A 13,129-nucleotide genomic window follows, 5' to 3' on the forward strand; every position below is an offset into this window, starting at 1 on the left:
GCTTGCTCCACTCGGGTAGTTAGTATTCACTAACATATTCTCTGCCCGTGGATAAGTTTGTGGATAATTATTTTCGGGTATGAGTATTTTCTTGCTCAGCAATGAAGCAATTGCATCTCGGTACCCGGGTTTTGCACAGTTATCCCGTCTTTCTTGGAACGCTGTCGCGGAGTGGCTGCGCTGCTTTGGTTTAGTTGGCTTAGCCGTGATAGCTACGCTTCAACATGGCCTTTCCCTAGGAAATACAGGCATTTAAGGCGATATTGAAGTGAATCTCAGGCGGCATCGGGGCGGCGGCGCCATATTGTTCTGAGGCCGCTCTGGCCCGTTTTTGCTCGGATGGTGGGCGGTTGTTCACAAAGATATCCCCATCCCGGTTATGCACAGAATTACACCCTTTGGTGCCCTGAGGCGGCTTAAGTGCCTGTGGATAGAAATGGGGATAGGGTCCGAAAGATAGGGCGGGGTGAAGATATCCAGAGCTCTGTGCGCGACTTGGGACTGCGTGGGCGGAACCGGATCGAGGGCACTGCGGTCAATACATGGGTGAGTCTGAATTCCCGCTCGGCGAGTTTTCCACAGGGTTTCACATGAAAGGCCGGGTCTCACCCATAAGGATGATGGCGCGGGTTACCGCGGACGGGCAAGATGGTTGTCCGGTCAATGAATCCGTGCGGCGTGGTCGACGGTGTACGCGTAGTGGGAGGCCGCAGGGTTCAAATCTGTGGATAGCTTTGTGAATAATCCGCTTCCACCATTTTGTGCGGTATTTGGACCTGAATACGGCGGTAGAGTTCCTGGCCACATTCAAGGGCGAATGTCGTCATGGTGGGTTTTCGAAAATTCGTTGTGGCAGTGACGACGATCTTATCCACATAGTTTTCCACGGTTTTTTGCGCCACTATTGCACTGGTTTGATCGTCACTTTTCCCAAGCTTGGCAAGCATCCAAAATAGAAATAATCGATTGCTGCCATAGAGAAGACAGTTGGGCATTTGTGCTTTTTCATGCTTCTTGGCACTTTGCCGAGCTCGTCAGCCATAGCCGTTTTGCGGCCCGCGACGCACTGGCCTGCAATGACTTATCCCCAGAGTTGTTCCACGTGAAACCGCGAATGTCGGTAGCTATCGGATCTGCTAGCTGTTGATAACACTGTGCAGTATCCGAGGGACTCTGCCGCGAGTTTTTTCCACCCGATTTGTGGCTTCCGAGTTATCCCGAGCTGTCGCCTTGAGCGAAAGATATCGCCTCAGGCTGAGATAGGACGTGTACAACCCGCGCTTTGCCAATGGGCGGAGCCGGGCATTTCAGGTACTAGCCAGTTTTGATGCTGGGATGGATAAGCGCAAATCCGACAGGACGATTTCTTATCAAGGGACTGACGTCGTAGTAGAAGTCGTGCGCATGGATTCCACTACCGATAAGTGGCGCGCTTTCGATACCTGTCAGCGCTTTAGTTTCACGTGAAACACGAAAAAGTGTCTTTGATTTGGGTAAGGGGTAGGGTAGGGGTTGGAAAATTGCTTTCTTTTGAATGAACCTTTGGAAGATTGAAATTTGAGGATTTCGTGAGCCGAATGATTGGTAGGAAGTTGGGTTAGGTTCGTATGACGAGGTTCGAACGTCTGCCTGTATTTCTATCCACGCGGGTCCTGCCCTTGTGTTTCACGTGGAACATTCTCGAGTGTGGAACAGACCTCTTGCCGCTATTCGCCCACTTAACGATGAACGTTTCACGTGAAACGTTCATCGCCAGCGGTGCAGAGAAGCAATGTTTCACGTGAAACATCGGAGGTGTAGGGAATAGGAATGTACGTGTGAGATGCTCAAAAAGCAGGCATGACTCATCCAACCGATGAGCTGTACGATGCCCGGCCGTCGCTGGCCTGTGATGGGAAAGCATGAACTCTTTGTTTGAAGGAGAGGGCGACTGCGGTACCTGGCGCGGCACCGCGCAAAGGGTATCTGTTTCACGTGGAACATTCGCCGGTCCAGCACTTTGATAAGAAATGACCAAGTACTCGAGGCAGTGGGCAGGGTGCATTCATACAGGAACCATGCTGGGAGTTCTGACATGTTTCACGTGGAACATGTCCGCTCATCCTCTATCCCCTTATGGCGAATTTCATCCAATACAGAGGTACATGGATGGGAGAGATTCTGATGCCGACGATTTGGTGGCACGCCCGGGTAGGAGGTGATCAGCTTCGAAAAGTACGACGTTTCACGTGAAACACAATGGGCAAAGCAGTGGCAAATGCCGACATATTCACCCCTCACGGGCTTCTGAAGTTGCCTTTTGCCGACGGCGCCTCGGCCCTAACCAGGTTCAAGCTGCGCCGAAGCATGTTTCACGTGAAACATGCAATCCCTGCCTCTATAATGAGCACCGAACGCTCTCTTACCTTCCCCCCATCATGGACTATCCCCGCGAATTCGATGTCATCGTCGTCGGTGGCGGCCACGCCGGCACCGAAGCTGCGCTGGCTGCCGCCCGTGCCGGCGCCCAGACGCTGCTGCTGACGCACAACATCGAAACCCTAGGCCAAATGTCTTGCAATCCCTCCATTGGCGGGATCGGCAAGGGCCACCTTGTCAAAGAAGTCGACGCCCTGGGTGGCGCGATGGCCTTGGCGACGGATGAATCGGGGATTCAATTCCGCATCCTCAATGGATCGAAGGGGCCAGCAGTTCGCGCTACGCGCGCTCAGGCTGATCGGGTGCTGTACCGCAAGGCTATCCGTGGCCGCCTGGAAAACCAGCCAAACCTCTGGTTGTTCCAACAGGCGGTCGAAGACCTGATGGTGGAGGGCGATCGCGTGGTCGGTGCCGTTACCCAGATCGGTCTGAAGTTCCGCGCCAAGTCCGTGGTGCTGACTGCGGGTACGTTCCTGAATGGCCTGATTCACGTGGGCCTGCAGAACTATTCGGGCGGCCGTGCCGGCGATCCTCCCGCTATCTCCCTGGGGCAGCGCCTGAAGGAACTGGCCTTGCCGCAAGGGCGCTTGAAGACCGGCACGCCGCCGCGCATCGATGGCCGCTCGATCAACTACAGCATCCTGGAAGAGCAGCCTGGCGATCTGAATCCGATTCCCGTGTTTTCCTACATGGGCAGCGTGGCCATGCACCCGCGCCAGCTGCCTTGCTGGATCACGCATACCAACGCCCGTACCCATGACATCATCCGCGGCGGCCTGGACCGCTCGCCGATGTACAGCGGAGTGATCGAGGGGGTGGGGCCGCGTTACTGCCCGTCCATCGAAGACAAGATCCATCGCTTTGCCGACAAGGAGTCGCACCAGGTCTTTCTGGAGCCCGAAGGGTTGGATACGCACGAGGTCTATCCGAACGGCGTGTCGACCAGCCTGCCGTTCGACGTGCAGTTGGCCCTGATCCATTCTTTGCCTGGCCTGGAAAATGCGCACATCCTGCGCCCCGGCTACGCCATCGAGTACGACTACTTCGATCCACGTGGATTGAAGAGCACCCTGGAAACCAAGGCGATCACGGGCCTGTACTTCGCAGGACAGATCAACGGCACGACCGGCTACGAAGAAGCGGCCGCCCAAGGGCTGCTCGCTGGCGTCAACGCCGCGCTGTACGCGCTGGAGCGGGAGCAATGGACTCCGCGCCGCGATGAGGCTTATCTGGGCGTGTTGGTCGACGACCTGGTCACGCGCGGCGTGACTGAGCCGTACCGCATGTTTACGTCCCGGGCCGAATACCGGTTGAGCCTGCGCGAAGACAACGCCGATCTGCGTCTGACCGAAATCGGCCGTCGCCTCGGGATTGTGGATGACGCGCGCTGGGATGCCTTCAATCGCAAGCGCGACGCCGTGTCCGCGGAAGTCGAACGTTTGAAATCCTCTTGGGTGAATCCGCGTATACTTCCCGCCGAAGTTGCGGAACCTCTGCTGGGCAAGGCGATTGAACGTGAGTACTCACTTTCAGACCTGCTGAAACGGCCCAATGTTTCCTATGAAGCGTTGATGGCGGCCCGCAATACCGACGGCTCGCTCCTGGCCGGCCCCGGCGTGGTGGAAGACGAAGTGCTGGCCGAGCAAGTCGAGATCCAGGTCAAGTACGCCGGCTACATCGATCGCCAGCAGGTCGAAGTCCAGAAACAGATCGCGCATGAACAACAGGCCATCCCCGTTGATGTCGACTACGATGCCGTGACCAGCCTGTCGTTCGAAGTGCGCCAGAAGCTCAAGTCGCATCGCCCGGAGACCATCGGCCAGGCCGCGCGTATCTCCGGCGTCACTCCCGCTGCAATTTCTTTGCTGCTGATCCATCTGAAGCGCCTGCATTACGGCTCGCGCAAGCAAGCGGCATGAGCGCGTACGCCGATACGGCCGGCGCGGACATGGCCGGCCGCCTGTCTCGCGCATGCGAGCAACTGGGGCTGGACGCCGACGCCGCCACGATGGCCAAGCTGCTGAACTATCTGTCGCAGATGCAGCGCTGGAACCGGACCTATAACCTCACCGCCATCCGCGATCCGCAGCAGATGCTGATCCAGCACCTGTTCGACAGCCTGGCCGCCGTGGGACCGTTCAGCGAGGCGCTGGGCGCTTCGGACACGCCGGCCAAGGTCTACGACGTCGGATCGGGCGGCGGCTTGCCAGGCGTCGTTCTGGCGATCATGCGACCCCATTGGTCTGTGACCTGCGTGGACGCAGTCGAAAAGAAGACGGCATTCGTGCGCCAGATGAGCGGCGTGCTGGCCTTGCCCAATCTGCAGGCCAGCCACGCGCGTATCGAAACCTTGCCGCCCGCCGAGTGCAATGTGGTGACGTCACGCGCCTTTGCTTCCTTGGACGATTTTGCGCAACTCGCAGGTCGCCATGTACGCAACGATGGTACCCTCGTCGCCATGAAGGGCAAGGTCCCCGAGGACGAAATACAGGCGCTGCATGCGCGCGGAGAATGGCAAGTCGATCACATCCAGCCGTTGCGCGTGCCTGAGTTGCAGGCCGAACGCTGCCTGATCTGGATGCGCCGTAGTCAAGGAACCCTATGAAGAACATACCCCCCAGCACCTCCGCCCGCATTTTCTGCATTGCCAACCAGAAGGGCGGTGTGGGCAAGACGACGACCGCCATCAATCTGGCGGCGGGCCTTGCCACGCACAACCAACGTGTGCTGCTGGTGGACCTGGACCCGCAAGGCAATGCCACGATGGGCAGCGGCATCGACAAGAACTCGCTCGAGTCGAACCTGTACCAGGTGCTCATCGGCGAATCCAACATCGAGCAGGCCCGCGTGAAGTCCGAGTCGGGCGGCTACGACGTGCTGCCCGCCAACCGCGAACTATCTGGCGCCGAGATCGACCTGGTGCAGATGGAACAACGCGAGCGCCAGTTGAAGGCCGCGATCGACACGGTCGCCACGCAGTACGACTTCGTGCTGATCGATTGCCCGCCCACGCTGTCGCTGTTGACCTTGAACGGCCTGGCCGCCGCCCATGGCGTCATCATTCCGATGCAGTGCGAGTACTTCGCGCTGGAAGGCCTGTCCGACCTGGTCAACACGATCAAGCGCGTGCACCGGAATATCAACGACGACCTGCGCGTCATCGGATTGCTGCGCGTCATGTTCGATCCGCGCATGACCCTGCAACAGCAGGTCTCCGCGCAGCTCGAGGCGCATTTCGGCGACAAGGTTTTCAAGACTGTGGTGCCGCGCAACGTGCGCCTGGCCGAAGCCCCCAGCTACGGCATGCCCGGCGTGGTGTACGACCGCGGCTCGCGTGGTGCGCAAGCCTATATCTCGTTTGGCGCTGAAATGATCGAGCGCGTGAAGAAGGATCTGAAGTAGACCGCAACCATGTCCGCCGTTCCGCTCTTTTCCCAGACCGAAATGTCAGTCTCCAGTACGCCGCGCATCGACGCGCGCGACGGCCTGCGCACGCGTCTGGAAGAGGCCGCGCTGAACGCGACGGCGGTCGGTGCGCAGGTGCTTTTCGATGGCTGGCTGGTGCGGTTCGCGCCTTCGTCGGCCAAGCGCGCACGCAGTATCAATGTGCTGGGGTTATCCACACGTCCGTTGGACGAGCGGCTGGCGTATTGTTCATCGTTGTATGCGCGCCATGGCTTGCCCATGGTGCTGCGCATTACCTCCATCGGTCCCGATTTTTCCCTCGACGCCGAACTGGAGTCCCGCGGTTATACCTTTACCGACGAGACCCGAGTCATGTGCATGCCGCTCGCTCCCAGGCCCAGCGTCCGGGGCGATCTGCTTTTCAATATTGTCGATACCGGACGCTTCGCGGCGGCGGTCGGGGCAATGCGCAACTCGGAATCCGCGCACATCGCCGAACATCGGACGCGCTTGCAAGGACTGGCTGTGGATATCTCGCCGGTGCTGGCAACCGACGCGGCGGGGCAGTGCGTTGCCGCGGGCCTGGCCGTCCGCGACGGCGACTTGCTGGGCCTGTTCGATATCGTCACCGACCCGGGGCAGCGGCGCAAAGGCTACGCCGCCGCCCTGATTGAACACTTGTTGGCAACAGGCGCCGCCGGCGGCGCCACGACAGCCTATTTGCAGGTTGAGCCGGAGAATACAGCCGCGCGCGCCTTGTATGGCCGCTACGGTTTCAAAGACTGTTACGCGTATTGGTACCGCCTGCCCGCCGAGCAGACGGACGCCTGAGCCACGCTCGGGATACAAAAACAGAAGGAAAGAGGATTTAATTATGGCCACCAAGAAACCCAAGGGATTGGGCCGCGGACTGGACGCCTTGCTCGGCGCCGACGCGCCTGCCATCGAGAACATCGGCAAGGCTGCTGCCGCCGCCAAGCCCGAGGGTCCGCCGTCCACCTTGCCCGTCTCGAAGATGCGCGCCGGCAAGTATCAGCCGCGCACGCGCATGGACGAGGGCGCGTTGGGCGAACTGGCCGAATCGATCCGCACACAAGGCATCATGCAACCCATTCTTGTGCGCGCACTGGGCGAAGCTGCGCCCGGCCACTATGAAATCATTGCCGGCGAACGGCGCTTCCGCGCTGCGCAGATTGCCGGCCTGAAGGAAGTGCCGGTGCTGGTGCGTGAAGTGGCCGACGAGAACGCGGCCGTCATGGCGCTGATCGAAAACATCCAGCGCGAAGACCTGAATCCGCTGGAAGAAGCGCAGGGCGTGCGTCGGTTGCTCGACGAATTCGGCCTGACGCATGAACAGGCCGCGCAAGCGATCGGCCGTTCGCGTTCGGCCACCAGCAACCTGCTGCGCCTCCTGAACCTGGCGGCGGCCGTGCAGACCATGCTGCTGGCGGGCGACGTGGACATGGGCCATGCGCGCGCGCTGCTCGCCGTGGACGCGGCTACGCAGATCCAGCTGGCCAACCAGATCATCGCGCGCCGCCTGTCGGTGCGTGAAGCCGAAAAGCTGGTCGCCAAGACCGCCAAGGAAGCCGAGTCGTCCACCGCGCCCAAGAAGAAGGCCAACGGCGCATCGCGCGACCTGACCCGCCTGGAAGAGGCGCTATCCGACCATCTGGGTACGCGCGTCGCGCTGAAAGTGGGCGCCAAGGAAAAGGGCCAGATCGTCATCGACTTCCATGGCTGGGAACACCTGAATTCCCTGCTTGAGCGCCAAGGCCTGTCCGGAGTGGTGGATGCCTGAGCGCGCGCTGCCTGTCATCGCAGTACTGGCGACGGGCGGCACGATCGCTGGCGCCCAGGCTGACGCGACCGCCGCCGGCTACAAGGCCGGCTCGTTCTCCGTCAACGATCTGTTGGCTGCCGTGCCGCAACTGGCGGGCATCGCCGAGATCCGTGCCGAGCAGGTTGCCAACGTCGGCAGCCAGAACATGACGCACGCCGTCTGGCGCGCGCTGGCCGAACGCGTGGATGCGCTGAGCCGCGATGCCTCGGTGGCGGGCATCGTCATCACGCACGGTACCGACACGCTGGAAGAAACGGCGTACTTCCTGAGCCTGGTGATACGCCACGACAAGCCCGTGGTGCTGGTGGGCGCCATGCGTCCGGCCACCGCCCTGGGCGCCGAAGGCCCGGCCAATCTGTACAACGCGGTGGCGCTCGCGCGCCATCCCGAGGCGCGCGCCCGCGGGCCGCTCGTCGTCATGAACGAAGACGTGCACTACGCCCGCGAGATCCAGAAGATCGCCAGCGCCGGCCTCTGCGCGTTCGCTTCGCCTAATCGCGGCCGCGCCGGCGTCATGCACGGCGGGGTTCCATTCTTCTATTCGCGCAACACCACGACGCACACCGTAGAAAGCGAGTTTTCACTCGCATTGCTGGAAAAGGCCGGTTGGCCCCGCGTGGATGTTGTCTATGCCCATGCCGACCTGCAGGGCGATCTGATCGATTTCCTGGCCGATGCCGCCGACGGCATCGTGCTGGCCGGCGTTGGCGATGGTAACGCCACCGATATGGCCATTGAAGGCCTGAGCCGCGCCGCGGCCAACGGCGTGGCGGTCGTGCGCTCCAGCCGCACGGGCAGCGGCTTCGTGGCGCGCGACGTCGAACTCGATGACGCGCGCCTGGGGTTTGTTGCCGCGCGCGACCTGAATCCACAGAAAGCCCGCATCCTGCTGATGCTGGGTCTTTCCGTCACGCGCGATCCGGCAGCCCTGCAGGATCTGTTCGACCGCTATTGAGGCGCGGCGGCTGGGCCGCCGCATCGTCCTGCTGCGCCAGCCGCAGGCTGGTCTTGAGCATCTCGTAGACCTGCCGCGTCAGCGGATTGATCAGGTCAGGCCTTATCCACAGGAAGTACGTCACGTCGGGCAAGGGCGGCAATCCTTCCTTTTCGCCCAATACGCGCATTTCGGGCCCCAGCAGTTCCACGCTGCGCGCGGTGACGCCTAAACCGGCGCGCAGCGCCGCCTTGATCCCCACCAGCGTCGGCGCCACGTAGTTGGTGTGCCAGCGCACGCGCGCCTGTTCCAGAGCCGTGAGCGCCAGCCGGCGGAAGATGCTGGGTTCATCGGCCAGTACCAGCGGCACCGGCGCATGCATGTCATGCACGTAGTCGGCCGAGGCCAGCCACACCGTGGGCGAAGTGCGCAGCGCCACGCCCTCGAAGTCCTGGTCGAAGCGCGTGGATATCGTCAGGTCGAGTTCGCCCGCGCGCAGGGCATCCATCAGGAAGGGGCTGCGGTCCGTGCGGATTTCCAGTTTCACGCGCGGCGCCGAACGCGCGATGTGCGTCAACAGCGTGGGCAGGATCGAATCCGCCACGTCCAGCGGCGCGCCCAGCTTCAGGTCGCCTTCCAGCGGTCCGTCTTGCAGGGCGCGCAGCGCCTCATCGTTGATGGCCAGCATATGGCGGGCGTATTCCACCAGGCGGCGTCCATGCGAAGAGAGCACCTTGTTGCGGCCTTGTTTCTCGAACAAGGGCTGGCCGATGAGAGATTCCAGCCGCTGCATCTGCTGCGTCACGGCAGACTGCGTCTTGTGCAGCCGGTTGGCGGCTTCCGAGAAAGTGTCGTGCCGGGCGATGGCGGTCAGCGTGCGGAGCAGGTCCAGATCCAGATTGCGCATGGTGCTCTACGAAGTATTAGGGATGCTAATGGAATCTTAAGGCAATTTAAATTGTTCCGCGTGAGGAGGGGGGATACATTCAATGCCATAACTCATGAAAATAGGGAAAACACAAAGTGAGCAACGCACACCCTCATCAGGCCGGCATCACCAGTGCCATCGAAAATATTAAAAAAACTGTAGGAAATAAGGGGCTGAACCGCGACAGCCTGCAAACCGTGCTGGATGAATTGATCGGCCTGGCCGGCCACTCCGACTGGTGGGCCACCGATCGCTATCCCGCTCCGGAAGACGGCGAACGCCAGGCCCGCTACCTGATCGCCGAAGACGCCGACAAGAGCTACGCGCTTTATCTGAACGTCATGCGTCCCGGCAAGCAGATCGTTCCGCACAACCACACGACCTGGGCCTGTATCGCGGCCGTGGAAGGCGTGGAATACAACTACGTCTACGATCGCAGCGACGACGGCTCCGTGCCCGGCGTGGGCCGGCTAGAAAAGACCGGCACCGTGGTGGTCGGTCCCGGCACGGGCATTGCGCTGATGCCGGACGATATCCACGCCGTGGAAATCCAGGGCGACAGCGTCATCCGCCATCTGCACATGTATGGCCGCGCACTGGAAACGCTGACCGAGCGCCTGGCGTTCGATCTGGCTGCCGGTACCTGCAAAGTCATGCCGATCGGCGTGCAGACGCGCCGCTGATCATGGACAAGCCCTATCGGTCCGCCACGCGCCTGTTGCGCGCCGGCCGCCCTCATCGCGGCTGGGTCAATACGCCCGTCACGCGCGCCAGCACTTACGTCTTCGACAGCGTGCAGGCGTGGCGTGACACGCGCAGCCGCCGCGACCAGGAGCGCCTGCCGTCCTACGGCGCGCGCGGCACCGATAGCACGCATGCGCTTGAAGACGCGTTGGTGGAGCTGGAAGAGGGCTATCGCGCCAAGCTATATCCCACCGGACAGGCCGCCATCGCCACCGTGCTGCTGGCCTACCTGCGCGCCGAGGACCACGTGCTGATCACGGATGCGGTGTACGAGCCCGTGCGCCGCTTCTGCGCGGAACATCTGGCGCGGCTGGGCATCGCGTACACGTACTACCGGCCTGACGGCGCTGGCATTGAAGCGCTCATCCGTCCTGAAACCCGCATGATCTATGCGGAATCGCCGGGCTCGTTGACTTATGAGATGCCGGATCTGCCGGCGCTGGCCGCGTTGGCCCGTGCCCATGATTGCTGGCTGGCTGTGGATAACACCTGGGCCTCCGGATTGCTGCACAAACCCCTTACGCTGGGCGCCGACATCTCCATCCTGGCGGCCACCAAGTATCTGGGCGGGCACGCCGACGTGATGATGGGCGCTGCGATCACCAACGCGCGCGCCTGGAATGCGCTGGAGCGCGCCACCGTGGACCTGGGGCAGACCGTTGGTGCCGATGACGCGTATCTGGTGCTGCGCGGCATGCGCACGCTGCCCTTGCGCATGGCGCAGCACGCCCGCAGCGCCATGCGCGTGGCGGATTTCCTGTTGGGCCGCCCCGAGGTGGCGCGCGTTCTATGTCCGGCCCTGCCCGGCGATCCTTCCCATGCGTTGTGGTTGCGCGATTGCAGCGGCGCGAATGGCCTCTTGACGGTGGAGTTCGCCGCCGCGGCCGGCATCGACGCTGTCGAGCGACTTATCAACAGCCTGCGGCTGTTCGGCATCGGCGCATCGTGGGGCGGCTTCGAAAGCCTGGTGATACCCGTCAATCTGGGCGCGGCGCGGTCCCTGCCGGATCCCGAGCCGCGCGGCGCCATGCTGCGCCTGCATGTGGGCCTGGAGGATCCCGACGACCTCATCGCCGACCTCGATCAAGCGCTATCCCAACTTTCTCCGTCTTCCCTGAATACCATGATGCACCCCACCCAAGACCAGCCCGTCATCGACATTGATCCGCACATGCTCAAGCAATGGCTCCATGATGACGCGGAAATCGCGCTGCTGGACGTGCGTGAGCACGGCCAATATGGCGAGGGACATCTGTTCTACGCCGCACCCGTGCCCTACAGCCGGCTGGAAGTCGATATCGTGCGCCTGGCGCCGCGGCGCGATGTGCGCATCGCGCTCTACGACGACGGCGGCGCTGATGACACGGCGACGCGTGCCGCACAGGCCCTGGCCGCGCTCGGATACCGCAACGTGCATCGTCTGAGCGGTGGCATTGCGCAATGGCAGCGCGACGGCTATGCCATCTTCGCAGGCGTGAACGTGCCCAGCAAAACCTTCGGTGAACTGGCCGAAGAAGTTTTCCACACCCCCCGCATCGGCGCGCGCGACCTGGCCGAACGCCAGCGCCGCGGCGACGACCTGATCGTGCTGGACGGCAGGCCTTACGCGGAATACCAGAAGATGAGCATCCCGGGCGGCATCTGCTGCCCCAATGGCGAACTGGCGCTGCGCGCCCATACGCTGGCGAGCAATCCGCAGACCACCATTGTGGTGAACTGCGCCGGCCGCACGCGCAGCATCATCGGGGCGCAGACGCTGATCAATCTGGGCGTGCCCAACCCTGTCTACGCGTTGGAGAACGGCACGCAAGGCTGGTACCTCGAGGATCTGCAGCTCGAACACGGCGCACGGCGCCGCTACGACGATGGCGTTGCACCGCAGGACCTGCCCGCGCTGGCACAGCGTTCCTTGCGATTGGCAGAAAGTCATGGCGTGCCGGTGGTCGGAGCGGAAGAGGTGCAAGCCTGGTTGCGCGACCAGACCCGCAGCACCTTCCTGTGCGATGTGCGCAGCGCCGAAGAGTACGCGCAAGGCTCGCTGCCCGGTGCGCAGCACACGCCGGGCGGCCAGTTGATCCAGGCCACCGACCAGTACCTGGCCGTGCGCGGCGCGCGTATCGTCGTGTTCGACGCCGAAGGCGTGCGCGCGCCAGTGGTCGCCAGCTGGCTGCGGCAGATGGGCTGGGACGCCAGCGTGTTGCGCGAAGGCTTGCAGGCGCAGTTGGAGAACCCTGTGGAAAAGGCGCTGGCGCCGCAATTGCCCCTGCTGGACGATGCGCAACTTGCAGCCGCGCTTGCGCAAGGCGCGCAGCTGGTCGATCTTCGTCCCAGCATGCGCTATCGCGCCGGCCATATCGCAGGCGCACGCTGGTCCATCCGCCCGCGCCTGGCTAGGCTGCACCTGGATGCCGCGCGTCCCGTGGTGTTGCTGGCCGAGGACGCGGCCCTGGCCGCCTGGGCAGCACAGGACTTGCGGGCGCTGGGCGTGCAAGACATCCAGGGCAACACCGGCGACCCCTCCAGCTGGGCCGCGCAGGGCATCGCATTGGCGGCCACGCCGGCTGAGCCTGCGAACGCCGACTGCATCGACTATCTGTTTTTCGTGCATGACCGCCACGACGGCAACAAGGCCGCCGCGCGCCAGTACCTGGCCTGGGAGACCAATCTGGTCAAGCAGATCGACGAACGTGAATTGGCGGGCTACCGCTTTCCGGCCCGCTGATCCCGGACCCGCCGCGCCCGCCGGACCCGGCGCCCGCGGCACAGCAGACGCTTCAATCCGAAAAGTACGCCCCGGCCCTTGCGGCCGGGGTGCGGACGGTTCATGCCGAACCGGAAGGCAAAGGACGGCCGAGTA

General features: G+C 62.4%; 10 protein-coding genes and 1 pseudogene. 9 read left to right on the forward strand and 2 right to left on the reverse strand.

What is annotated here, in order from left to right; translation table 11 throughout:
* Positions 1–716: 716 nt before the first annotated feature.
* The gene (locus ACZ5YA_RS22560) at positions 717–995 is read right to left on the reverse strand and encodes a hypothetical protein (protein ID WP_464091261.1); all 279 of its coding nucleotides are present in this window, start codon (positions 993–995) and stop codon (positions 717–719) included.
* A gap of 1,422 nt (positions 996–2,417) precedes the next feature.
* Here ACZ5YA_RS22560 and mnmG point away from each other — a divergent pair.
* From mnmG to ACZ5YA_RS22590, 6 genes are read left to right on the forward strand one after another with little or no spacing between them, the layout of a single operon-like run.
* Positions 2,418–4,337: a tRNA uridine-5-carboxymethylaminomethyl(34) synthesis enzyme MnmG gene (gene mnmG / locus ACZ5YA_RS22565; protein WP_059376269.1), complete on the forward strand. Its 1,920-nt coding sequence runs from the start codon at positions 2,418–2,420 to the stop codon at positions 4,335–4,337.
* Positions 4,334–5,023 (forward strand): 16S rRNA (guanine(527)-N(7))-methyltransferase RsmG, encoded by a 690-nt coding sequence (rsmG, locus tag ACZ5YA_RS22570; RefSeq protein WP_059376266.1) that lies wholly within the window; start codon positions 4,334–4,336, stop codon positions 5,021–5,023. Before mnmG ends, rsmG begins: the two co-directional genes overlap by 4 nt.
* Complete coding sequence (locus ACZ5YA_RS22575; protein ID WP_059376264.1) at positions 5,020–5,820, forward strand: ParA family protein; 801 nt, start codon at positions 5,020–5,022, stop codon at positions 5,818–5,820. Before rsmG ends, ACZ5YA_RS22575 begins: the two co-directional genes overlap by 4 nt.
* A 9-nt stretch (positions 5,821–5,829) precedes the next feature.
* Positions 5,830–6,654: a GNAT family N-acetyltransferase gene (locus tag ACZ5YA_RS22580; protein WP_464091262.1), complete on the forward strand. Its 825-nt coding sequence runs from the start codon at positions 5,830–5,832 to the stop codon at positions 6,652–6,654.
* Between the two features lie 43 nt (positions 6,655–6,697).
* Positions 6,698–7,624 carry a ParB/RepB/Spo0J family partition protein gene (locus ACZ5YA_RS22585; RefSeq protein ID WP_251878362.1) on the forward strand — a complete coding sequence of 309 codons (927 nt, stop codon included), beginning with the start codon at positions 6,698–6,700 and terminating at the stop codon, positions 7,622–7,624.
* Complete coding sequence (locus ACZ5YA_RS22590; protein WP_280014426.1) at positions 7,617–8,621, forward strand: asparaginase; 1,005 nt, start codon at positions 7,617–7,619, stop codon at positions 8,619–8,621. Before ACZ5YA_RS22585 ends, ACZ5YA_RS22590 begins: the two co-directional genes overlap by 8 nt.
* Here the strand turns inward: ACZ5YA_RS22590 and ACZ5YA_RS22595 are convergent.
* On the reverse strand, positions 8,575–9,507 hold the full coding sequence (locus ACZ5YA_RS22595) for a LysR substrate-binding domain-containing protein (protein WP_059376252.1): 933 nt from the start codon (positions 9,505–9,507) through the stop codon (positions 8,575–8,577). The genes ACZ5YA_RS22590 and ACZ5YA_RS22595 overlap by 47 nt on opposite strands.
* 116 nt (positions 9,508–9,623) lie before the next feature.
* On the opposite strand from ACZ5YA_RS22595, the gene ACZ5YA_RS22600 reads away from it, so the two are divergent.
* The 3 genes and pseudogenes from ACZ5YA_RS22600 to ACZ5YA_RS22610 all read left to right on the forward strand — a co-directional run bounded on the left by ACZ5YA_RS22600 (position 9,624) and on the right by ACZ5YA_RS22610 (position 12,994).
* On the forward strand, positions 9,624–10,211 hold the full coding sequence (locus ACZ5YA_RS22600; protein ID WP_464091263.1) for a cysteine dioxygenase family protein: 588 nt from the start codon (positions 9,624–9,626) through the stop codon (positions 10,209–10,211).
* A 2-nt stretch (positions 10,212–10,213) separates the two neighbouring features.
* Positions 10,214–11,308 (forward strand): annotated as a pseudogene (gene metC / locus ACZ5YA_RS22605) (cystathionine beta-lyase); the annotation flags it as partial.
* Between the two features lie 87 nt (positions 11,309–11,395).
* Entirely contained in the window at positions 11,396–12,994 is a 1,599-nt protein-coding gene (locus tag ACZ5YA_RS22610; RefSeq protein ID WP_464092868.1) for a rhodanese-like domain-containing protein, read from the forward strand.
* Positions 12,995–13,129 lie beyond the last annotated feature (135 nt).

This window comes from Achromobacter sp. JCM 18799, from assembly GCF_055395645.1.